At 66.2% G+C, this 21,033-nt stretch carries 21 protein-coding genes; 19 read left to right on the top strand and 2 right to left on the bottom strand.

Going from position 1 to position 21,033, the window contains the following annotated elements; genetic code table 11:
• Positions 1-76: 76 nt before the first annotated feature.
• Positions 77-658 (bottom strand): DUF4337 domain-containing protein, encoded by a 582-nt coding sequence (locus tag ABD002_RS10505; RefSeq protein ID WP_343790625.1) that lies wholly within the window; start codon positions 656-658, stop codon positions 77-79.
• A 590-nt stretch (positions 659-1,248) separates the two neighbouring features.
• Between ABD002_RS10505 and ABD002_RS10500 the strand changes: the two genes are divergently transcribed.
• The 19 genes from ABD002_RS10500 to ABD002_RS10410 all read left to right on the top strand — a co-directional run bounded on the left by ABD002_RS10500 (position 1,249) and on the right by ABD002_RS10410 (position 20,336).
• Positions 1,249-2,268, top strand: a complete 1,020-nt coding sequence (locus ABD002_RS10500) for a cupredoxin domain-containing protein (RefSeq protein WP_343790622.1) — start codon at positions 1,249-1,251, stop codon at positions 2,266-2,268.
• Between the two features lie 192 nt (positions 2,269-2,460).
• Positions 2,461-3,480, top strand: a complete 1,020-nt coding sequence (locus ABD002_RS10495; RefSeq protein WP_343790619.1) for an amidohydrolase family protein — start codon at positions 2,461-2,463, stop codon at positions 3,478-3,480.
• Positions 3,481-3,483: 3 nt separating this feature from the next.
• Positions 3,484-3,996, top strand: coding sequence for a hypothetical protein (locus ABD002_RS10490; RefSeq protein ID WP_343790616.1), 513 nt, complete (start codon positions 3,484-3,486; stop codon positions 3,994-3,996).
• Between the two features lie 181 nt (positions 3,997-4,177).
• Positions 4,178-5,470: a kynureninase gene (kynU, locus tag ABD002_RS10485; protein ID WP_343790613.1), complete on the top strand. Its 1,293-nt coding sequence runs from the start codon at positions 4,178-4,180 to the stop codon at positions 5,468-5,470.
• Positions 5,457-6,866: an FAD-dependent oxidoreductase gene (locus tag ABD002_RS10480; RefSeq protein ID WP_343790610.1), complete on the top strand. Its 1,410-nt coding sequence runs from the start codon at positions 5,457-5,459 to the stop codon at positions 6,864-6,866. The genes kynU and ABD002_RS10480 overlap by 14 nt, the downstream gene beginning before the upstream one ends.
• A 1-nt stretch (position 6,867) precedes the next feature.
• Positions 6,868-7,368 (top strand): DUF3293 domain-containing protein, encoded by a 501-nt coding sequence (locus ABD002_RS10475; RefSeq protein WP_343790608.1) that lies wholly within the window; start codon positions 6,868-6,870, stop codon positions 7,366-7,368.
• Positions 7,369-7,492: 124 nt separating this feature from the next.
• Positions 7,493-8,146 carry a heme ABC exporter ATP-binding protein CcmA gene (gene ccmA, locus ABD002_RS10470; protein ID WP_343790605.1) on the top strand — a complete coding sequence of 218 codons (654 nt, stop codon included), beginning with the start codon at positions 7,493-7,495 and terminating at the stop codon, positions 8,144-8,146.
• Entirely contained in the window at positions 8,143-8,826 is a 684-nt protein-coding gene (gene ccmB / locus ABD002_RS10465) for a heme exporter protein CcmB (protein WP_343790601.1), read from the top strand. The genes ccmA and ccmB overlap by 4 nt, the downstream gene beginning before the upstream one ends.
• 132 nt (positions 8,827-8,958) lie before the next feature.
• On the top strand, positions 8,959-9,747 hold the full coding sequence (locus tag ABD002_RS10460) for a heme ABC transporter permease (protein ID WP_343790598.1): 789 nt from the start codon (positions 8,959-8,961) through the stop codon (positions 9,745-9,747).
• Entirely contained in the window at positions 9,740-9,916 is a 177-nt protein-coding gene (gene ccmD, locus ABD002_RS10455; RefSeq protein WP_343790595.1) for a heme exporter protein CcmD, read from the top strand. Before ABD002_RS10460 ends, ccmD begins: the two co-directional genes overlap by 8 nt.
• A complete protein-coding gene (gene ccmE, locus ABD002_RS10450; RefSeq protein ID WP_343790592.1) occupies positions 9,913-10,365 on the top strand; it encodes a cytochrome c maturation protein CcmE in 453 nt (150 codons plus the stop codon). The genes ccmD and ccmE overlap by 4 nt, the downstream gene beginning before the upstream one ends.
• Positions 10,366-10,562: 197 nt before the next feature.
• Positions 10,563-11,615 (top strand): DmsE family decaheme c-type cytochrome, encoded by a 1,053-nt coding sequence (locus ABD002_RS10445; protein ID WP_343790590.1) that lies wholly within the window; start codon positions 10,563-10,565, stop codon positions 11,613-11,615.
• Positions 11,616-11,969: 354 nt separating this feature from the next.
• Positions 11,970-14,477, top strand: a complete 2,508-nt coding sequence (locus tag ABD002_RS10440; protein WP_343790587.1) for an MtrB/PioB family outer membrane beta-barrel protein — start codon at positions 11,970-11,972, stop codon at positions 14,475-14,477.
• Positions 14,478-14,488: 11 nt separating this feature from the next.
• Entirely contained in the window at positions 14,489-15,178 is a 690-nt protein-coding gene (locus ABD002_RS10435; protein ID WP_343790585.1) for a c-type cytochrome, read from the top strand.
• 445 nt (positions 15,179-15,623) lie between these two features.
• Complete coding sequence (locus ABD002_RS10430; RefSeq protein ID WP_343790582.1) at positions 15,624-17,609, top strand: heme lyase CcmF/NrfE family subunit; 1,986 nt, start codon at positions 15,624-15,626, stop codon at positions 17,607-17,609.
• Complete coding sequence (locus ABD002_RS10425; RefSeq protein ID WP_343790579.1) at positions 17,606-18,151, top strand: DsbE family thiol:disulfide interchange protein; 546 nt, start codon at positions 17,606-17,608, stop codon at positions 18,149-18,151. Before ABD002_RS10430 ends, ABD002_RS10425 begins: the two co-directional genes overlap by 4 nt.
• A gap of 149 nt (positions 18,152-18,300) precedes the next feature.
• Complete coding sequence (locus ABD002_RS10420; protein WP_343790706.1) at positions 18,301-18,726, top strand: cytochrome c-type biogenesis protein; 426 nt, start codon at positions 18,301-18,303, stop codon at positions 18,724-18,726.
• The gene (gene ccmI / locus ABD002_RS10415) at positions 18,726-20,006 is read left to right on the top strand and encodes a c-type cytochrome biogenesis protein CcmI (RefSeq protein WP_343790703.1); all 1,281 of its coding nucleotides are present in this window, start codon (positions 18,726-18,728) and stop codon (positions 20,004-20,006) included. The genes ABD002_RS10420 and ccmI overlap by 1 nt, the downstream gene beginning before the upstream one ends.
• An 87-nt stretch (positions 20,007-20,093) precedes the next feature.
• Complete coding sequence (locus tag ABD002_RS10410) at positions 20,094-20,336, top strand: hypothetical protein (RefSeq protein ID WP_343790577.1); 243 nt, start codon at positions 20,094-20,096, stop codon at positions 20,334-20,336.
• Between the two features lie 51 nt (positions 20,337-20,387).
• On the opposite strand, the gene ABD002_RS10405 is transcribed toward ABD002_RS10410, so the two are convergent.
• Positions 20,388-21,029, bottom strand: a complete 642-nt coding sequence (locus ABD002_RS10405) for a lysophospholipid acyltransferase family protein (protein ID WP_343790574.1) — start codon at positions 21,027-21,029, stop codon at positions 20,388-20,390.
• Positions 21,030-21,033: the final 4 nt, after the last annotated feature.

Genomic DNA, 21,033 nt, shown 5'->3' with positions numbered 1-21,033 from the left:
TGCGGGATGGCACTGGATGGCGGGCGCCGTGAAGAGATGCTGGCGACGACGTGCTGGCGCCCGCCCGCTTGGCATCCTACCGAAACATCATGTAACCGAATATCGCGCCGCCGGCCAGGCCAAGCAGCACCGATCCGACCCAGACCACGCGCTTGCGCGTCAACGCTGCGACCGCGCCGAGCGCGATCGCGACCTGCAACAGGGCGACCGCTTCGGCGAAGAAATGGTGCCGATGCATCAGGTGATCGGCCTCCGATGACTTCTCGTCGCGCTGCTTTTCCAGTTCCTCGGCGCGCGCCTTGCTCCTGGCCTGGTCATCGGCGAAGCGTTTCTCGCCCACGGCGATCTCGGCGGGCGGTTCTTTGCCGGCGGCCAGCCACGCGGTCTTGCTCGCCTCGCTGATTGCGGTCTTGAGCCCCTTGGCCTGGTAATACGCCCATTGATCCGAGGCTTCGGCCTGCAGGCGCGCGGCTTCGGTCTTCAGCGACAGCGCCTCGTTCGCGGTTCCGCCAGCCTGCAACGAGGAGATGGCGGCGAGCGCGGCGAAAATCGCCGTGGTCAACGCGACCGTGCGCAGCAGCGCGCTCGCCTCATGTTCGAGCTCTTCGTCGATGGTTTCGCGGAGCTTGTCGGTATCGATTTCGATTTCTTCGGGCATGGACGTGTCCTGGGATACGGGCGGAGCCATTGTATGCGCTGAACCGCGGCGGCCCGCACGCGCTTCGACGCGAATTATCGCACCGCAGCATTCGCCTCTCGCTGCCCAGTCGCCGCATGTGCCATCCCCGATGACCAGCCGACGCACGGCCAGCGTCCGCACTATCCTGCTGTAATCTTCGGCTCTCTTTCCCGTGTTTGAAGAGTGCGAGCATGAACAAGCGGCACAGCCAGTTGCCGCTCCCGTGCTCGACAAGCCGACAAGAACCCTGCCCCATCTTGGCCGGACGATTTCGTAGCCGACGCGAACCTTCACGATGTCGGCGGACCAAGACACGGCGCCCTTCCCGCGACGCCGCGAACCGCGACACAGGGAGCGTGCGCGCCCGTTGACAGGGACGGCGTAGAAGCCCGCTCCTCATGCGCTTTAGACACATGGCCCGACCGGTTCTGAATCGCGCTTCGACCTCGCCACGATCCATCGATGGCGAGCTCGCTTGGTCGTTGCTGCCGATTTCCGAATCCCGGCCACCGGCACCACATCCGGCGCCGGCCGAGGTGGCGGCAGGCGAGATGGTCTGAGGAGGCTCTATGAAATTACACGTTGCAACCGCTTTGCTGGGTTTGGCGATCGGCACTACCGCGTCGCCGCTGGTCCACGCTGCACAGTGGCACGCCACGGTGGGCGCGCAGAGCCACGACATGGGAAGGCAGGCCATGGCCTTCCTTCCCAACGAGATCTGGATCCACGCGGGCGACAGCATCACCTGGACGTTCGATGTCGACGAAATCCACACCGTGACATTCCTGATCGCCGGGGAGGTGCGTCCGCCGTTCCCGGTAGGGTGTCCGCCTGGCCCGCCGCCCGGAATCACGCCCGACGGCTCCAGCTTCGATGGCACGCATTGCGTCAACACCGGTCCACTGGTCAAGGGACACACCTACACGGTGAATTTCCCCAGCACGGGCAACTTCAAGCTGGTGTGCCTGGTCCACGGAGACATGACCGGAACGGTGCATGTCCTCGACCCGTCGCTGCCGCTTCCGCACAACCAGGCCTTCTATGACGAGCAGGCGGCCGATGCGGGGCGCGACTTGCTGGCGGACGTCGACCACGGCAGCGATCACGACGATGGTGATCGCACGCAGAACAGTTCCGATCACAAGCAAGCATCGGGACACGGCGTGATCGCGGGCATCGGTGAAGTCTCGGCGACGGCCGGCGGGCACCGGACGCTCTCCGTCATGCGTTTCATGCATGACAAGAGCGTGATCCATGTCGGCGACACGGTCGAGTGGAACAATGCGGACCCGATAACGCCGCATACCATCACGTTCGGACCCGAGCCCACGGACCTGATTCACCCGTCCGGCAGTGTTCCCTTCGCCACGGATGCCGACGGGGCCCTGCACGCCAGCATCAGCTCGCTTTCCGACAACGTGCATTCGGGTTTCATCGTCGCAGAGCCTCAGGAGCGTACCGGTCTTGCCCAGGCGCCGCTCGGCCACACGCGCTTCCGGGTGACGTTCACGCACGCCGGGACCTACCCGTACAAGTGCGCGCTGCATGACAACCTGGGCATGATGGGACAGGTCGTCGTCAAGCCGTGAGCTGAGAAGAGCCCGGGCGCATGCGCCCGATGGTCGATCGCCGGTCAACGGCGGCGATGTCGCGCGGGACTTCGACGGAGTCCCGCGCGGCATGTTCCGGACGCGGTGCAGCCCCGGTCATCAGCGCCGCCTCTTTCTTGTGTGCGCTGCGCCCGACCCATCGCCATCGGCATGCGGTTAAACTCCGTCGACATGCTGAAGATAGACACCCACGCGCACATCCTGCCGCCGACCTGGCCGAACCTCGCCGAGAAATACGGCGACGACCGCTTCCCGGTCATGGTGCAGGCCGAAGGCCGCCACCGCATCTACAAGGACGGCAAGTTCTTCCGCGAGGTCTGGGCGAACGCGTTCGATCCCGAGGTGCGCATCGCCGACTACGCGAAGTTCGGCGTCGACGTCCAAGTGGTGTCGACCGTGCCGGTGCTGTTCTCGTACTGGGCCAAGCCGAGCCAAGCGCTGGAACTGCACCGTCACCTCAACGATCACACCGCCGAACTCTGCCGCAAGTATCCACGCCACTACGCAGGCATCGGTACCGTGCCGCTGCAGGCGCCGACCCTGGCGATCCAGGAGATGGAGCGCTGCATCGACCAGTTGGGCCTGTCCGGCATCCAGGTCGGCTCGCACTGCGAGAACTGGAACCTCGACGCACCGGAGTTGTTCCCGTTCTTCGAGGCCGCGGCCGAACTCGGCGCGGCGATCCTCGTCCATCCGTGGGACATGATGGGCGCCTCGTCGATGCCGAAGTACTGGCTGCCGTGGCTGGTCGGCATGCCGGCAGAGCAATCGCGCGCGGCATGCAGCCTGATCTTCGGCGGCGTGCTCGAACGCCTGCCGAAGCTGAAAGTCTGCTTCGCGCATGGCGGCGGTTCGTTCCCGTACACGATCGGCCGCATCGAGCACGGCTTCCGCATGCGCCCGGACCTGGTCGCGACCGACAACGCGCGCGGTCCGCGCGACTATCTCGGCCGCATCTATTTCGATTCCTGCGTGCACGACAACGCCGCCCTGCGCTACCTGATCGACGTCGCCGGCGTCGACACGGTCATGCTCGGCACCGACTATCCTTTTCCACTCGGCGAGCAGGAACCCGGCAGCGGTATCACCGCGCTCGGGCTGCCGCCTTCCCAGCAGGCCCGGCTGTTCCATGGCACCGCCCTGGAATGGCTCGGCCTGCACTACTCGCGTTTTGCCGACGACACGGAGTGAATCGTGAAGCTGATCCCCTGCCTGCTGGTCCTCATCGCAACGAACGCGCTCGCGCAAGGCAAGACCGACTACACGCTCAACAATGGCCAGGTGCACTTCCACGTGCCGCCGTCGTGGACCGCGATCATGGAAAAGAGCGACGGCAACCCGCAGGCGGTCGCGTTCCAGGTGCCGGATGCCACCGCGCAGGGCAGCGACGATGCCGCCAACGTGACCGTGAAGACGCGCAAACTGAAAGGCTCCGCTGAATTCGCCAGCGTGGTGCAAGAGGAACTGGAGCATTCCAAGGCGCAGAGTGGCTATGAGAAGGACGCCTCGAACAAGGACACTTCGGTCCACCAGTATTTCGTCGTGCGCGGCAAGACGAAGTATCTCGTGCGCGACAGCTTCTACCTGACCAACGACATCGCGGTCGAGGTGCGCTGCCAGCGCCCGCTGCTGGCGGCGACACCGGCGGCATGGAACAAGGAATTTGACGGCTCGTGCGATAACGTCGTCGCCTCGTTGAAGCAATAACATCCCAGCTCGTCATCCCGGCGAACGCCGGAGGTGCCTTTCAACAGCCGCAGGCTGGTCATCCAGCGTCTTCTCTGTTGCGAGAAGGGAACTGGATGACCAGCTTCGCTGTTGTAAAGCGTCTCCGGCGTTCGCCGGAATGACGACCAAGGAATCTTTCCTGTCGTGGCACTGATTTGACATGACCCACAACAATTTCGCTGCCGCGGAAGCGCTGGCGCTGCAAGGGGACGCCGCTGACCCGCTCGCCGCATTCCGCGACGAGTTCCTGATCCCTCGCAACGCCGACGGCTCGGATCAGGTCTACCTGTGCGGCAATTCGCTCGGCCTGCAGCCGCGTGCGGTGCGCGAGGCCCTGATCCAGGAACTCGACGACTGGAAGAACCTCGCCGTCGAGGCGCATTTCAAAGGCAGGCACCCGTGGATGCCGTACCACGAGTTCGTGCGCGAGGATCTCGCCGCGTTGGTCGGCGCGCTGCCGCACGAAGTCGTCGCGATGAATTCGCTGACCGTGAACCTGCACCTGATGATGGTCAGCTTCTACCAGCCGACCGCCGATCGCTCCGCGATCCTGATCGAAAGGACGGCGTTCCCGTCCGACCATCACGCCGTCGCCTCGCAGATCCGCTTCCACGGCTTCGACCCGGCCACCGCACTGATCCAGCTCGAAAGCGACGCCAACGGCGTGATTTCCGACGCTTCGATCCTGCACGCGATCGAGGAACACGGCGACCGCATCGCGCTCGTGCTGCTGCCCGGCGTGCAATTCCTGAGCGGCCAGGCCTTCGACCTGGCCGCGATCACGAAGGCGGCGCACCTCAAAGGCTGCCGGGTCGGCTTCGACCTCGCCCACGCCGTCGGCAACCTCGATCTGCACCTGCACGATGTCGGTTGCGATTTCGCGGTCTGGTGCAGCTACAAGTACCTCAATTCCGGCCCCGGCGCGGTCGCCGGCTGCTTCGTGCATGAACGCCACGCGCGCTCCGGATTGCCGCGCTTCGCCGGCTGGTGGGGCCACGATCCGGCCACGCGCTTCCAGATGCGTCCGCAGTTCCTGCCGGCGACCGGCGCGGACGGCTGGCAGCTCAGCAATCCACCGATCCTGGCGCTTGCACCGGTGCGCGTTTCGCTGGCAATCTTTCGCCGCGCAGGGATGACCGAACTGCGCAGGAAATCGGAGACGCTCACCGCGTACTTCGACGCGCTGATCCGAGAACACGCCTCAGACGTGCTCGACATCGCCACGCCGCACGAAGCGGAGCGCCGCGGCTGCCAGCTCTCGCTGCGCGTGAAGGGCCCGCGCGAAGCCGGCCGCTCGCTGCACGACCACCTGCATGCGTCCGGCATCATCGTCGACTGGCGCGAGCCCGACGTGATCCGCGCCGCACCGACGCCGCTCTACAACCGCCATATCGACTGCCTGCGTTTCGTGCGCGCGGTGAAGGATTGGGCCACGCACCATGCGCAAACCTGACGCAACGATCATCGGCGGCGGCCTGGTCGGTTCGCTGCTCGCGACCCTGCTCGCCCAGCGCGGTTTCTCCGTCGATGTGTTCGAGCGCCGGCCCGATCCGCGCAAGGCCGGCTACGCGGGCGGACGCTCGATCAATCTCGCGCTGGCCGAGCGCGGACTGCATGGCCTGCGTCTGGCCGGACTGACCGACGAAGTGATGCGTCTGGCGGTCATGATGCGCGGGCGCATGGTGCATCACCGCGACGGCCACACCGAGCTGCTGCGCTACGGACGCGACGACAGCGAGGTGATCTGGTCGATCAGCCGCGGCCGGCTGAACATCGCGCTGATCGACGCGGCGGAAAAGGCAGGCGCGCGTTTCCATTTCGACCGCCGCCTCGAATCCGCGACCTTCGACCCGAAGGTTGTGCTGCGCTTCAGTGACGACGCAGCTGGCGGCCTGCATGAGCACGTCGCCGCGTTCGCGATCGGCGCGGACGGCGCGGGGTCCGCACTGCGAGCAGCGATGAATGCGGTGCAGCCGCTCGGCGAGCGCATCGAGGAACTTGGTCACGGCTACAAGGAACTCGAGATCCCTGCGTTGCCGGACTTTCGATCGATTGCGCTGCCTGCCGCCGCAGCGGCAGCGCTTGCCCGCGGCGAGCGCTTCGCGATCGAACCGAACGCGTTGCATATCTGGCCGCGCGGCAACTACATGTGCATCGCGCTGCCGAACGCCGAAGGCAGTTTCACGGTGACGCTGTTCCTGCCCAGCCAAGGTGATCCGAGTTTCGCAACCGTCGCGACGCCCGCGGCGGCGCGTACCTTGTTCGCGCACGATTTTGCCGATGCGTTGCCGCTGATCCCGGACCTCGAGCAGGACTTCGGCGCGAATCCGGTCGGCGTGCTCGCGACCCTGTATCTCGACCGCTGGCATCTCGACGGCCGCGCACTGCTGGTCGGCGACGCCGCGCACGCGATCGTGCCATTCCACGGCCAAGGCATGAACTGCGGCTTCGAAGACGCCGTCGAACTGGCCGACCTGCTCGCCGCGCATCCTGACGACGCGGCATCGACGTTCACCGAGTTCGAACGCCGGCGTCGCCCGAACGCCGAAGCGATCGCCGCGATGGCGCTGGAGAACTATGTGGAAATGCGCGACTCGGTCGCCGATGCCGGCTTCCTGCTGCGCCGCGAGCTCGGCCGCACGCTGGCCGAACGCCACCCGGACCGCTTCGTGCCGCGCTATTCGATGGTCACCTTTACGCGCATGCCCTACGCGCAGGCGTTTGCACGCGGCAAGGTGCAGGATGCGCTGCTGCGCGAGCTGACCGAGGGTCGGCAGCGTATCGACGAGATCGACCTCGTCCATGCGGACGCGCTGGCGCGGGACCGCCTGACTCCGCTCGCCGGCTGACATGCCGGACAGCGAATCGCCCGACCGCATCCACGCGTTGATCGCGCTGTATCGCGCGACGCAGTACGACGTAACGCTGCCGGATGGCCGCGTCGCAACGCTGCGCATCGGTGAATCCGCGCCGTCCGCGCTGCGCGACTGGATCGGCGCCGATCGCGTCGCGACCTTCCTGACCGCCTGCAATCCACGCTCCCAGTCGCTGCCGCCGGACCACAACGAACGTCGCCTGGCGGCGCTGCGTGTGCGCCTGCACGCACTCTCCTGCCGTTTTCTCGAAGGCGTCGGGCATTTGCCTGGAGACTGGCAAGAGCCGAGCCTGCTGGTGGCGGGCACGGACCTCGCGGTCGTCGATACGCTGGCGCGCGATTTCGAGCAGAGTGCCGCGGTCAGGGTCAGTTGCGATTGCCCTGCAGTCCTGCGTCTCTACCGCGCGGAATGGCGCGCAGCGATCACCGCCGAGGCCGATCTCGAGTGGGCTGCCGACACCTTGGAAGCCCGTTGACGGCGCCGCTGCTGGTCCATCCCGGCCGGAGCAGCCTCGTTCTTTGACGCACGGCGATGCGTCGTGCCATGCGACGATTCATTCATGGTATCGCCGCGCGCATGCCGCTAGCATTGCGCGCCTCATGCCCACGACTCCATACGATCGCCCCGCCCTGCTCGAAGCCCACGGACTCGCGTTCGCGCGCAACGAAGAGCCGATCTTCGGCCCGCTCGACTTTGCGCTGCACGCCGGCGAGGTCGTCTTGATCGAGGGCGACAACGGCGCCGGCAAGACCACGCTGCTGCGCGTGCTGTCCGGCCTGCTGGCGCCGAGTTCGGGCGTGGTCCGCCTCAACGGCGAGCCGCTGACGCTGGCACGGCTGTCGCCGCAGGTCGCGCTGCTCAGCCATCAAGCCGGACTCAAGCCGGAACTGACCGCGCTGGAAAACCTGCGTTTCGCGGCGGGCCTGCATGGCCTGCGCCCCGGCATGTCACCGATCAGTGCGCTGGCCGGCGTCGGCATGGACGGTTACGTGGACGTGCCAACGCGCCAGCTCTCGGCCGGACAGAAAAAGAGAGTCGCGCTTGCGCGCGTGCTGCTCGCGCCGGTCGGGCTGTGGCTGCTCGACGAGCCCTATGCGAACCTCGATCTGGATGGCATCAAGCTGGTCAATCGCCTGCTCGAAAACCACGCGAACCGTGGCGGCGCGGCGCTGATCACCTCGCATGGCGCATACGCCTACACCTCCGGCACGCCGCGCAGGATTCCTTTGCGATCACAACAGGGCGACACATGAAACCCGGCACGACGACGGCGGCCTGCGCTGCGCTGATCCGCCGCGACCTGACCCTGATCTGGCGTCGCCGCGGCGACGCGCTGAACCCGATCCTGTTCGCGCTGATCGTGGTCGCGCTGTTCCCGCTTGCGCTTGGCCCGGAACCGGAAAACCTGCGGCGGATTGCCGCGGGCGCGGTGTTCGTCGCGATCCTGCTCGCCGGCCTGCTCGCGCTGGACACCCTGTTCCGAAGTGACTACGAAGATGGCTCGCTGGAACAACTCGTGCTGTCGCCGCATCCACTATCGCTGCTGCTCGGCTGCAAGATCGCGGTGCACTGGCTGACCACCGCGCTGCCGCTGATCATCCTTGCGCCAATGCTCGGAGAACTGTTGCACCTCGCCGAACCGCTGCGCTGGCTGCTGCCTGCCGCCCTGTTGCTGGCAACGCCGCTGCTCAGCCTGATCGGCGCGGTCTGCGTCGCGCTGACGGTCGGCATGCACCGCTCTGGTATGCTGCTCGCGCTGCTCGTGCTGCCGCTCTACATGCCGGTGCTGATCTTCGGCGCCGGTGCCTGCAATGCAGCGCAAGCCGGATTGCCGTACCTCGCGCCGCTGCTCTGGCTCGGCGCCGCCCTGGTGCTGGCGCTGGTGATTGCGCCGCTCGCGTGTGCTGCGGCGCTCAGGATTTCGCTGAGTTGATGTTTCTCACACGATCGGTAATTCCATCCAGCCGTTCGTGCTGAGGTATCGAAGCATGAACGGCGTCGCGCAACCGCCCGCCCTTCGATACCTCAGGGCGAACGGTTGGGGTGGTTCAATAATGCTGACCCGATGAATCCATTGATCCTCTGGTTCCACAAGATCGGCTCGCCGCCGACGTTCTACCGCATCGCCGGCGCGCTGGCGCCGTGGTGCTACGGCATCGCGCTGGTGCTCGGCGCGATCGGCTTGTACGGCGGCCTCGTGCTCGCGCCGCGCGACTATCAGCAAGGCGACGCGTACCGGATCATCTTCATCCATGTGCCCTGTGCGTGGATGGGCCTGTTCGCGTACTTCTTCATGGCCGCGAACGCGTTCGTCGCACTGGTCTGGCGCATCAAGCTGAGCGAGATCCTCGCGATGGCGAGCGCGCCGGTCGGTGCGGCGTTCACCTTCATCACGCTCGTCACCGGTTCGCTGTGGGGCAAGCCGATGTGGGGTGCCTGGTGGACCTGGGACGCGCGGTTGACTTCGGAACTGGTGTTGCTGTTCCTGTACCTCGGCGTGATCGGCCTGTACGCCGCGATCGAGGATCGTCGCCAGGCCGCGCGCGCGGCTGGCTTCCTCGCGCTGATCGGCGTGGTCAACCTTCCGATCGTGCATTTCTCGGTGAACTGGTGGAACACGCTGCACCAGGGCTCGACGGTACGCCTGATGGGTCCGTCGAAGATCGATGCGGCGATGCTGTGGCCGCTGCTGACGATGGCGATCGCGACCCATCTGTGGTTCTTCGGCACCCTGCTGGTGCGCACGCGTACCGGCCTGCTCGAACTCGACGGCGGCAAGGACTGGGTGCGCGCGATCGCGCTGGATCAGGCCGTGTCCGCGGACGCTGCGCGCAAGGAGACGGCGCATGGCTGAATTTCTTTCGATGGGTGGCTATGGCAGCTACGTCTGGCCGGCCTATGCGGTGTTCTTCATCGTGCTCGGCATCGATGCACTCGCGCCGCGCATGCAGCGTCGCCGCGTGCTCGCCGAATTGCGCGGCCGCATGAAACGCCGCCAAACACGCAACGGGAGCGCAGCATGACGCCGACCCGCAAACGCCGTCTGATCGTGATCTCGCTGGTGCTCGCCGCGGTCGCGATCGCAGCCGGCCTGACCGTGCTCGCACTGCAGCAGAACATGACCTATCTGTTCTCGCCGAGCGAGGTCGAGGCCGGGCACGCGCCGGCCTCGGCGCGCTTCCGCCTCGGCGGCGTCGTGCTCGAGCATTCGATCAAGCGCGCCAGCGATTCGCTGAAGGTCGACTTCGTCGTCACCGACCGCTTCAAGGACATGCCGGTCGAGTACACCGGCATCCTGCCCGACCTGTTCCGCGAGGGGCAGAGCATCGTTGCGACCGGTGCGCTGCAGGACGGCCACTTCGTCGCGACCGAAGTGCTCGCCAAGCACGACGAGACCTACATGCCGAAGGAAGTCGCCGACGCGATCGCGAAGGCGAAGCAGGCGCACAAGGCGAAAGACGGCTCGCCGTGATGCCAGGCATCGCGGCCACCGCGAGCGGCCGCACGCACGCCGGCCACGCCAGTTCCTGAATCCGGACAATCGTACTAAGCTGCCGAGGCGGCGGTATCGAAGGGATGTCCGGGAAAGCTCGGACAGGGCGCAACCTTTCGTGCCTCGATACCCCACATACGACGACAGACTTGGCGTGAGGCTCGGGGAGCGGACCTATGCGCGTGCGGGGATTGGGACCGTCAACCATCCTGTCGATCCTGCTGCTGTTCGTCGCACAGGGCGCGCAGGCGCAGCAGACCCGTGAGGAACTCTCGAGGTCACTGCCGGCCTCGAACCTGTCCAATGACGACGTGAATGCCAGCAGGAGGACCTTGCTGGCCGCGCCGGGCTTCGCCAATGCCAGGGTCGCGGACAACCCGCACGCACCCGGCGCGACAGCGGTCGGCGAGAAGACCTGCATCGCCTGCCACCAGCTCGAGAGCGAACACTTCACGCACACCCTGCACGCGCTCGGCCTGCATGTCGCGAACAAGGCCGACTCGTCGATTCCGGTCTGCGAGACCTGCCACGGTCCCGGCTCGGCGCATGCTCAGGCGCCGCTGGCCAAGGGACTGATCATCGGCTACACGAAGGACTCCGGCACGCCGATCGCGGTGCAGACCGGCGCCTGTCTCACCTGTCACCAGGGCGGCCCACGCGATCACTGGACCGGTTCGGTGCACCAGCGCAACGGCCTGTCCTGCAGCGACTGCCACAACCCGATGGCGAAGTTCTCGGTCGAGGGCCTGATGGCGAAGGCCTCGATCAACGACACCTGCGCGCAATGCCATCAGGGCATCCGCCTGCAGTTCAACCGGCGCTCGCACATGCCGCTGCCGGAGGGGCAGATGAGCTGCGACGACTGCCACAACCCGCACGGTTCGCTAACCAGTCCGCTGCTGAAGACCAACACGGTCAACGAGACCTGCTACCAGTGCCACGCCGAGAAGCGCGGCCCGTTCCTGTTCGAGCACGCGCCGGTACGTGAGAACTGCCTGAACTGCCACACGCCGCACGGCTCGAACCAGAACACGCTGCTGGTCGCGCCGATCCCGTTCCTGTGCCAGCAGTGCCACGTGAACCAGCGCCATCCGAACGATCTGCACACACCGCAGTCGCTGGCGAACGGCGCACATCCGGACGAGCGCATCATGGGCCGCGGTTGCCTCACCTGCCACGCCAACATCCACGGCTCGAATGCGCCGTCGGGGCCGAAGTTCCACGAATAGCGGGCGGAGACTGAGATGCCTGCACAACTGAAAAAGGTCCTGAACGCCACCCGGACCGCTCGTGCTGAGGTATCGACTGCGCGTGCGGGAGCACGCGCGAACAGCGACAAAACGGCAGGACTGCCGTTTTGCACAGCGAAAGCTGCCCGAAGGGCGAAGCGCAGGGATGCGCTGAGTGCACCTGGCCCGGAGGGCGAGCGCCAGAATGGCGCGAGTCACCGCGGGGGACTTGCGACGTCGCCAGTTCGTGAGGGTTCGCCCTTCGATACGCGCAGCGTACCCTCTGCTGAGCTTGTCGAAGCATCAGGGCGAACGGCATTCTTCGGGCCGCTTTTCTGCGCTGCCCTGCTCGCATTGCCGGTATCAGTCATCGCCGACAGCGGCGTCGGCGTCGATACCTGGCGCGCAAACAAGCTCGACCCGACCGCCGGCGCGACGATCAACGGTTGCGACGACCGTGGCACCTCGTGGCTGCTGCCCGGGCAGCGCCGCTCGCCGACCGGCAACCTGTACGCCTGCCCGGCACCCGCGCCGCATCCGGACGAGCACGGCGACTGGCAGTACTACGGCGTGCTGCAAATGGGCTACCTCGGCACCGGCGGCGACGATCGCAATGCGCTGTGGAACCGCTACGTCGACTGGGACAGCAGCCTGATCCTCGGCCTGCTCGACCTGATGTTCGAGCGCCCCGATGACGGCACCTACGCGAACGTGCGCGCGAGCCGGGTCAGCGACGACGACCAGTACTACCAGGCCGTGTTCGGCCGCGCCGGCAGCTACAAGGTGCAGGCGTTCCTGCGCGACATGCCGAACGTGCTCAGCGCCAATGCGAAGCCGATCTGGAATGGTGTCGGCACCAACAGCCTGACCTTGCCGGCGGGACTGACGCCGGGGCGCAGCACGTCGGCCGAAGCCGCCGCGGTCTCGGCGGCGACGCCGGAGCGCACGTTGTCGGTCAAGCGCTCCAAGCAGGGCCTTGGCTTCAGCCTGTACCTGACGCCGCAATGGACTGCCTACGCGGACCTCAGCGACGAAGAACGCAAGGGCGCACGTCCGTATGGCGGATCGTTCTTCTTCAACTTCCCGTTTCCGGCCAATGGCGGTGTGTTCGAAACCACCAAGCCGATCGACGACAGCACGATCAACTTGAACGGCGGTCTGCGCTATGCCGGATCGGTCTGGCGCATGGACTTCGCCTACAGCGGCTCGTTCTATCGCGACCGCTACACGCGCTACACCTTCCAGTCGCCGTTCGGACTCTATCCGGTCGTGCCCGGTGCGGTGTCCGCGCCGCTCTACCAGGGTCAGATGTCGACCGAGCCGGACAACGATTACCACAACCTCAAGGCCACGTTCACGCGCAAGCTGCCGATGAACGGCGAGCTGTCGCTGACCGCCTCGGCCGGTCGCATGAGCCAGAACGACACGCTGATCGCGCCGATCGATTGCCAGGGCGTGTTCGGTCTTGGTCTCGGCGGCAGCCTGCAGCTGGGTCCGAAGAATCCGTTCCTGTACAGCTGCGCAAACTGGAACACGAGCGCCGCGCTGTCGCGCAAGTCCGCCGACATGCGCATCGACACCACGCTGGTCGATGCGCGCGTCGTGCTGCAGCCGACCTCGGACCTGTCCGTGCGCGGCGGCCTGCGCTTCAACCGCGACGACTACCGCAACGTCTATCTCGCCTACAACCCGCTGACCGGCGACTACGGCTACGTCAGCGAGAACGGTACGCAAGGCAGCGTCGTTCCCGGCGAGGTCGGCCTGTTCAATCCGCTCACCGATCGGTCCGCCGTGACCCGCGTGCGCAGCCTGCCGCTCGACATCCAGATCGTCGATGCGAACTTCGGCGCGGACTGGAAACTCGGCGACAGGAACACGCTCGGCGCGACCTTCGCGTTCAACCGCTACGAGCCGACCAACCGTGAACGCCAGCGCATCGATGACAACAGCCTGAAACTCACCTGGGTGAACCGTGCACTGGATTGGCTCACGTTCCGCGCCAACTACACCTACCTGAAACAGACCGGCGACCGCTACAACTACAATCCCTACGACTTCACGTATTCGATCAGCCTGCCCGGATATGTACCACCGCCGGGTGGCACGCCGGCGCACACGGTCGACGCGCTGCGCAAGTACGACATGTCGAGCCGCGACGAGCACAAGCTCGACCTGATGGCGACGGTGATGCCGCGCGATGACATGACGGTCAGCGCAAGCTTGCGCGGCGACTGGAACTCGTACGACGCGCAGATCGGCCGCCAGGCCTACCACACGGTCGGCGCGACACTGCAATGGGAATGGCAGCCTGCGCCTTCGACGAACATGAGCGTCTATGCAGCCTGGGACCGCTCACAGCTGCGCCTGGCGAACGTGCAGGATCAGGGCGATGGCGCCGGCGTCGACCCGCACCTCGGCGGCTCCACCAACTACGCACTCAAGGGTCTGTGGTGGGAGCGCGACACGCAGCGCGATTACTACGCCGGCGCCACCTTGAACCACCGTTTCGGTCGCGTGCGTCTCGACGCAAGCTGGAACTATCTCTACTCGCGCGGCCTCGATGCGTTCGCCTACGCGGGACCTTCCGCGCTCGCGTATTTCGTCGACTCCTTCCTCGTGCCCGGCAATGCGTTCCCACCGATGATCTATCGCGTGCAGTCGTTCACGTTCGGTGTCACCGTTCCGATCGTCGAGCGCGTCTCGATGCGTCTGTTCGATTACTACGAGCGCGGCCACGTCAGCGATTGGCACTACTTCGGTTTCGGCAGCGGCCTCGCCTACGACCACCGCGTCTACACCGATGGCGGTCCGCAGAGCTACCGCGCGAATCTGGTCGGCCTGCTCGTGAACGTGCAGCTGTGAGGGAGCGAACCATGACCTCCGCGACCCGATGCTTGTCCGTTTGCCTGCGCGCTGGGGTGCTGCTGCTCTGCGCCGATAGCGCCGCGCTGCATGCGACCGACTGGATCGATCTGCGTGGTGCCACGCCGGTGCATGGCGACGCCGCGGCGGGTGCGAGCAAGGCGACCGTCTGCGTGGCTTGCCATGGTCCGAACGGCAACGCGATCGTTCCGGCATTTCCACGGCTCGCGGGCCAGCACGCAGATTACCTGTACTGGGAGCTCGTGAACTTCAAGCGTGGCACGCGCCCGCAATCACCGATGACTGCGCAGGCGGCAAACCTCAGCGAGGCCGACATGCGCGACCTTGCCGCGTACTTCGCGGCGCAGGCACCCACGGCGGATGCCGCGCCCGCCTCCCCATCGGACCGCGGCGAGGTGCTGTTCCACAACGGCGATCCCGCTCGCGGCATACCGCCCTGCCAGGGCTGCCATGGGTCCGACGCCAGCGGAATCGTCGATGCCCGATTCGGTAGCTGGCCCTCGTTGCGCGGCCAGCATGCGGACTACGTGGTCGCACGGCTCCGCGACTATCGCGACGGCAAGCTCACCGACTCCAGCAACGACTTCGTGATGCGCGGCGTCGCCGGCACGCTCGACGACGAATCGATTGCGGCGTTGGCCGCCTGGGTCGCGTCCTTGCCGCCGACGGCCGCGCACTGAGAGGCTGTGAAAATATCCGATGCCACATCGAATCGGTCCGGCTTCGCACAGTATGGAAATCGGCTGGGCTGCGCTCCCTCTCCCCCAACGGCATCATCGTTGGGGGAGAGGGTTGGGGTGAGGGGGCGGCGCTCCATGCGGGACGTGCCATCGCCGTACATGCTGGCGCCTTCATCGAAGCACCCCTTGTAGATGCCCACGAAAATAGCGGCCTCGTACAGCTTGCGGTCTCGCCCCTCACCCAACCCTCCCCCCAAAAACAGGGAAGCCGTTTTTTGAGGAGAGGGCTTCCGGTCGCGCGGTGGGCGACTATTCCGCCGGCCCTGCTGCGTCGATGCCGGGCCAGCAGCACTGGCGCGAACATACGCCGCAGCCGCACGAGGTTCTGTCACCCGGCCATCTCGCGTAATCTACGCAGTCTGCTCGCCTTTCCCGCATCGCTTCAATGATTCCCGAACTCGGTCAATTCGCGCTGATCCTCGCCCTGCTGCTCGCCGCCGTGCAGTGCGTGCTGCCGATCCTCGGCGCACAGCTCGGCAATCGCGCGCTGATCGCGGTTGCGCGGCCCGCGGTTACCGGGCAGGCCGTGTTCGTCGTGCTCGCGTTCGCGATCCTGACGTATGCGTTCGTGACCCAGGATTTCTCGGTCGCCTACGTCGCGCAGAACTCGAACTCGCTGCTGCCGTGGTACTACCGCTTCTCCGCGGTCTGGGGCGCGCACGAGGGTTCGCTAATGCTGTGGATCCTGATCCTCAACGTCTGGACCGTCGCGGTCGCCGCGTTCAGCCGCAAGCTGCCCGATGATTTCATCGCGCGCGTGCTCGGCGTGCTTGGCTTCATCAGCTTGGGCTTCCTGCTGTTCACGGTGCTGACCTCGAATCCGTTCTCGCGTGAATTGCCGATGCCGCTGGACGGCAACGATCTCAATCCTGTGCTGCAGGATCCAGGCCTGATCATGCATCCGCCGATGCTCTACACCGGCTATGTCGGTTTCTCGGTCGCGTTCGCGTTCGCACTGGCCGCGCTGATCGGCGGCGAGCTCGACGTGCGCTGGGTGCGCTGGGCGCGGCCGTGGACCAATATCGCCTGGGCCTTCCTGACCCTAGGCATCGCGCTGGGGAGCTGGTGGGCGTACTACACGCTCGGCTGGGGCGGCTGGTGGTTCTGGGACCCGGTCGAGAACGCGTCGTTCATGCCGTGGCTGGTCGGCACCGCGCTGATCCACTCGCAGGCGGTCACCGAGAAACGCGGTTCGTTCCGCGCCTGGACCCTGCTGCTGGCGATCTTCGCGTTCTCGCTGTCGCTGCTCGGCACCTTTCTCGTGCGTTCCGGCGTGCTGACCAGCGTGCATGCGTTCGCGAGCGATCCGAAGCGCGGCCTGTTCATCCTGGCCTTCCTCGCGATCGTGGTCGGCGGTTCGCTGCTGATCTACGCGCTGCGGGCGCCGAAGGTCTCCGGCGGCGAACCGTTCGCCGCGGTGTCACGCGAGACCCTGCTGCTGATCAACAACCTGATGTTCACCTGCGCCGCCGCGATGGTGCTGCTCGGCACGCTGTACCCGATGCTCGGCGATGCGCTGAATCTCGGACGCATCTCGGTGGGCCCACCCTACTTCGGCTTCATGTTCGTGCTGCTGATGGCGCCGGTCGTGCTGTTGATGCCGTTCGGGCCGTTCCTGAAATGGCGCAGCGGCAACTTCGGCATGGTGATGCGCGCGCTGCGGCCTGCCCTGCTCATCGCACTGGTCGCGGCGGCAATCGCGTGGCTCGTCGCACACGAACTGCCGTGGAAGGCACTGCTCGGTGCCGCCGCGTCGATCTGGGTCGGCCTCGGCATCCTGCTCTTTGCGCTCGTGCGCTGGCGCAATGCGCCACGCGGTCGACGCTACACGCCGGAGATGCTCGGCATGATCTGCGCGCATTTCGGCGTTGCGCTGTTCGTCGCCGGCGTACTCGTCGTCGAGGCAACCAGCGTCGAGAAGGACATCCGGCTTGCGCCGAACCAGAAAGAGACGATCGGCGCGCTCGATTTCCGCTTCGATGGCGTCGACAAGACCCAAGGGCCGAACTACATCGCCGACCAAGGCACGATCAGCGTGCTCAAGGGCGACGCGGTCGTCGCGACCTTGCATCCGCAGAAGCGCACCTATGCGCGCAACCAGCAGGTGCAGACCGAGTCCGCGATCGATCCGGGCCTCTTCCGCGACGTCTATGTCGCGCTCGGCGAGGCGGTCGGCGACGACGGCGCCTGGGCGGTACGCGTCTACGTGAAGCCATTCGTGCGCTGGATCTGGCTCGGCGCGCTGCTCATGATGCTCGGCGGCTTCATCGCGGCGGCCGATCGGCGTTTCCGCACGCTGCCGGAACTGGAAGCGCAGGCGTCGCGCGCGCCGGTGCAGCCCGACGCGACACCCGCCAGGGCAAACGCATGAACGCGCGCCTGCTGCCCTTCGCCGGCTTCGTGCTGGTGCTCGCCCTGCTCGGCTTCGGCATCTGGTGGAGCGGACACCACGATCTGCGCGAAGTGCCCTCGCCTTTGATCGACAAGCCCGCGCCAGCCTTCGCGCTGCCCGTGCTCGACGATCCCGAACGTATCGTCAGCAGCAAGGACCTCGCCGGCGAACCCTACCTGCTCAACGTGTTCGCAAGCTGGTGCTTCGCCTGCCGCGACGAGCACCCGATCCTGATGGCCGAAGGCAAGCGCCTCGGCATCAAGCTGGTCGGCTTCAACTACAAGGACGAGCCGGCCGATGCGAAGCGCTGGCTCGCGCAATACGGCAATCCCTACGATATCGTCATCGCCGATTTCCCCGGCAATGTCGCGATCGACTTCGGGGTGACCGGCGCACCGGAATCGTTTCTCGTCGATGCGAACGGCGTGATCCGCTACAAATACATCAGCCCGATCACACCCACGGTGATCGCGAACGAACTGCTGCCGCGTATTGCTGCGATGCAGAAGGGAGTTCGATAGCGATGCTCTGGCGAAATTCCTTCACTCGTGCAGCACGACTTCATTCCGTTCGTGCTGAGGTATCGAAGCATGAACGGCACGAAGCGGGACGCGGCAAGCGTTCGCCCTTCGATACCTCAGGGCGAACGGCATGGGTGTTCGGCTTGCTCATGGCACTGGCCTTGTCACCTCTCGCATTCGCTGCCGTCGACCCACTGCCATTCAAAGACCACGCGCAGGAACTGCGCTTCCAGGCGCTGACCAAGCAGTTGCGCTGCCTGGTCTGCCAGAACGAAAGCCTCAACGATTCCAGCGCACCGCTCGCCGCCGACCTGCGCCGCGATGTGTTCCAGCAGATGCAGGCCGGCAAGAGCGACACCGAGATCAAGGCCTGGCTGACCGCTCGCTACAGCGATTTCGTGCTGTACGACCCGCCACTGCGCGGCGGCACCTGGCTGCTCTGGTTCGGGCCACTGCTGGTGCTGCTCGCGGGCGCGAGCGCGATCTTCGTGATCGTGCGTCGCCGTGCGAAGGCAGCGGGCACATCCGCGCCAACGAGCGTGCGACCTGCAAGTGACGTCGAGGACGACTGGTGATGACGATCTTCCTGGCGTGTGCGGCGCTGATGGTCGCCGCCGCGCTCGCGTTTGTCCTCGTGCCCCTGCTGCGCAACGCGCGGACCGCGCAGGGCGCCGATGCATCCGCGCGTCGCTTGCGCGCTCTGGATGAGGCGCTCGCTGCCGGCGTCGTCGACGCCGGTGAATACGCGACCAAGCGCGCCTCGCTCGCCCAACCGGTAACGAGTCCCACAACGGCGCGGCCCTCGCGCGCGAGCTTCGCCGCGCTGCTGCTGGTCGCACTGCTGCTGCCCGCGTCGGCGCTGCTGCTGTACCGCTTCGTCGGCACACCGCAGGCGCTTGATCCGGCGAACCTCGCCGCCGACGTCGCGGCGGCGCATGGCGATCGCGGTCCCGAGATGGAACAGGCGATCGCGATGCTGTCCGCACGCCTCAAGGAACACCCGGACGACGTCGAGGGCTGGGCCCTGCTCGGCCGCGCCTATCAGGCGACCCATCGGATCGATCAATCACTCGACGCGTTGCGGCACGCGCATGAGCTCGCCGCGGACAATGCCGCGATCACGGTCGAATACGCGCAGGCGCTGGCGCTCGCGGCGCCCGGTCATCGCATCGAGGGGGAGTCGCGCAAGCTGCTCGAGACTGCATTGAACGCCGACGCGCAGAACCAGCGCGCACTCTGGCTGCTCGGCATCAGCGACTATCAGACCGCGCACTACGACGCGGCGATCGCGCGCTGGAATACGCTGCTGCCGCTGCTCGCCGAGAACTCCGATGTTGTACGGAGCGTGAAAAAGCAGATTGCGGAAGCCGAGGCGCGACGCGACGGCAAGGCCCTGCCTGAGGCTGCGAGCATGCCGGAAAGCGCGAGCGCGCCGACGGATGCGCGTCCATCCGTTGCATCAGCGGATACCCGAACTGACAGCAATCCCGCAACGACGGCCGCGAACACCGTGCGCCTGACCATCCGGGTCGCGCTCGATTCGAAACTCAAGGATCGTCTCGATCCCGAGGCGACCTTGTTCGTGTTCGCGCGCGCCGCGAGCGGTCCGCCGATGCCTCTGGCGATCCAGCGACTCAAGGCGGGCCAACTGCCGCTGACGGTCACGCTCGACGAGAGCATGGGCATGCTGCCGACGATGAAGCTCTCGATGTTCCCGCAGGTGGTGGTAGGGGCGCGCGTCTCGAAATCCGGCAACGCGATGCCGCAGAGCGGTGACCTGCAGCGCCTGTCGGCTCCGCTCGATGTGCACCGCACGGAACCGATCGAACTGACGATCGATCAGGCGATTCCCTGAGAACGCCGGTACGTCCGATACAGGGGCATTCCATCCACGGATTTACGCCCCAGGACCAGTAGTCGTCCCCCGCGCTGAGCGCGGCGGATGCGTCATGGCGCCGACCAGCCGACCGAAGGGCCTGAACTGGCGCTGGCTGGCCGTGTGCCGGTCAAGGTCACCAACGAAGGTGGGCCGATTCGCATCGGCGATCTGCTGGTTGCATCGCCCACGCTCGGCCGGGCCATGCGCGCACAAGGCTCGCCGATGCCGGGCACGGTGATCGGCAAGGCGATGCAGAACCTGGATACGGCCGCCGGCACCATCGTGATGCTGGTGATGCTGCACTGATCCGAGCGAAGTGCGGAGCGCCGTTGCGCGGAACCACGCAACGGCGCCGCCTCACGACCACTCCGCGAGTGGCTCCTCGTGCGCAAGCGCCGCCATCGCGGTGCGATAGCTCTCCATGAACGCCGCACGATCGCCGCTCCAGCGCAGCGGTTCGCCGACGAAGATGTCGACGAAGAACGGCACGATCATCCATTCGCCCTTTGGCAGCGCTTTGCCGAGGCCATGTGTGAACACCGGGATCATGGGCACGTCGGGACGGCGCTCGGCGATGCGCGCAAGGCCGGTCTTGAACTCGGCAAGCTGTTCGGGCTCCCCGCGCGATCCTTCCGGAAAGAACACCAGGATCTCACCGCGTTCCAGCGCGGCGGCGACCGGCGCAAGCAGATCGTCGTGCAGATGCTGGCGCTGACGGTTCAGCGGCACGATGCCGACCACGTTCAACGCGAACCACGCGAGCAGCTTGTTGCGCAGGAAATAGTCGGCCGCGGCGACCGGCCGCACACGCGGCAGCAGGCGCAACGGCAGCAGGCTGATCATCGCCATCGCGTCGAGATGGCTGTTGTGGTTCGCAGCGAGGATCGCCGGGCCCTTCGTCGGCAGGCGCTCGCGATGGCGCACGTTGAGGCCGAGCACGAACAGCACGACCAGGCGCACCAGCACGCCATAGAAGAAAAGCCGCAGCAGATAACTCATCGGG

Origin of the sequence: Dokdonella soli, from assembly GCF_039523175.1 — a bacterium.
Lineage (GTDB): Bacteria > Pseudomonadota > Gammaproteobacteria > Xanthomonadales > Rhodanobacteraceae > Dokdonella_A > Dokdonella_A soli.
Note: the sequence above shows the minus strand (reverse complement) of the source record. Positions and strands in the feature narration are given on the sequence as shown.

Excerpts from the sequence above, each read along its gene's own strand:
- ABD002_RS10505 (WP_343790625.1), bottom strand. The coding sequence starts at position 658 with ATGCCCGAAGAAATCGAAATCGATACCGACAAGCTCCGCGAAACCATC.
- ABD002_RS10500 (WP_343790622.1), top strand. The coding sequence starts at position 1,249 with ATGAAATTACACGTTGCAACCGCTTTGCTGGGTTTGGCGATCGGCACT.
- ABD002_RS10495 (WP_343790619.1), top strand. The coding sequence starts at position 2,461 with ATGCTGAAGATAGACACCCACGCGCACATCCTGCCGCCGACCTGGCCG.
- kynU (WP_343790613.1), top strand. The coding sequence starts at position 4,178 with ATGACCCACAACAATTTCGCTGCCGCGGAAGCGCTGGCGCTGCAAGGG.
- ABD002_RS10480 (WP_343790610.1), top strand. The coding sequence starts at position 5,457 with ATGCGCAAACCTGACGCAACGATCATCGGCGGCGGCCTGGTCGGTTCG.
- ABD002_RS10475 (WP_343790608.1), top strand. The coding sequence starts at position 6,868 with ATGCCGGACAGCGAATCGCCCGACCGCATCCACGCGTTGATCGCGCTG.
- ccmA (WP_343790605.1), top strand. The coding sequence starts at position 7,493 with ATGCCCACGACTCCATACGATCGCCCCGCCCTGCTCGAAGCCCACGGA.
- ccmB (WP_343790601.1), top strand. The coding sequence starts at position 8,143 with ATGAAACCCGGCACGACGACGGCGGCCTGCGCTGCGCTGATCCGCCGC.
- ABD002_RS10460 (WP_343790598.1), top strand. The coding sequence starts at position 8,959 with ATGAATCCATTGATCCTCTGGTTCCACAAGATCGGCTCGCCGCCGACG.
- ccmD (WP_343790595.1), top strand. The coding sequence starts at position 9,740 with ATGGCTGAATTTCTTTCGATGGGTGGCTATGGCAGCTACGTCTGGCCG.
- ccmE (WP_343790592.1), top strand. The coding sequence starts at position 9,913 with ATGACGCCGACCCGCAAACGCCGTCTGATCGTGATCTCGCTGGTGCTC.
- ABD002_RS10445 (WP_343790590.1), top strand. The coding sequence starts at position 10,563 with ATGCGCGTGCGGGGATTGGGACCGTCAACCATCCTGTCGATCCTGCTG.
- ABD002_RS10435 (WP_343790585.1), top strand. The coding sequence starts at position 14,489 with ATGACCTCCGCGACCCGATGCTTGTCCGTTTGCCTGCGCGCTGGGGTG.
- ABD002_RS10430 (WP_343790582.1), top strand. The coding sequence starts at position 15,624 with ATGATTCCCGAACTCGGTCAATTCGCGCTGATCCTCGCCCTGCTGCTC.
- ABD002_RS10425 (WP_343790579.1), top strand. The coding sequence starts at position 17,606 with ATGAACGCGCGCCTGCTGCCCTTCGCCGGCTTCGTGCTGGTGCTCGCC.
- ABD002_RS10420 (WP_343790706.1), top strand. The coding sequence starts at position 18,301 with ATGGCACTGGCCTTGTCACCTCTCGCATTCGCTGCCGTCGACCCACTG.
- ccmI (WP_343790703.1), top strand. The coding sequence starts at position 18,726 with ATGACGATCTTCCTGGCGTGTGCGGCGCTGATGGTCGCCGCCGCGCTC.
- ABD002_RS10410 (WP_343790577.1), top strand. The coding sequence starts at position 20,094 with ATGCGTCATGGCGCCGACCAGCCGACCGAAGGGCCTGAACTGGCGCTG.
- ABD002_RS10405 (WP_343790574.1), bottom strand. The coding sequence starts at position 21,029 with ATGAGTTATCTGCTGCGGCTTTTCTTCTATGGCGTGCTGGTGCGCCTG.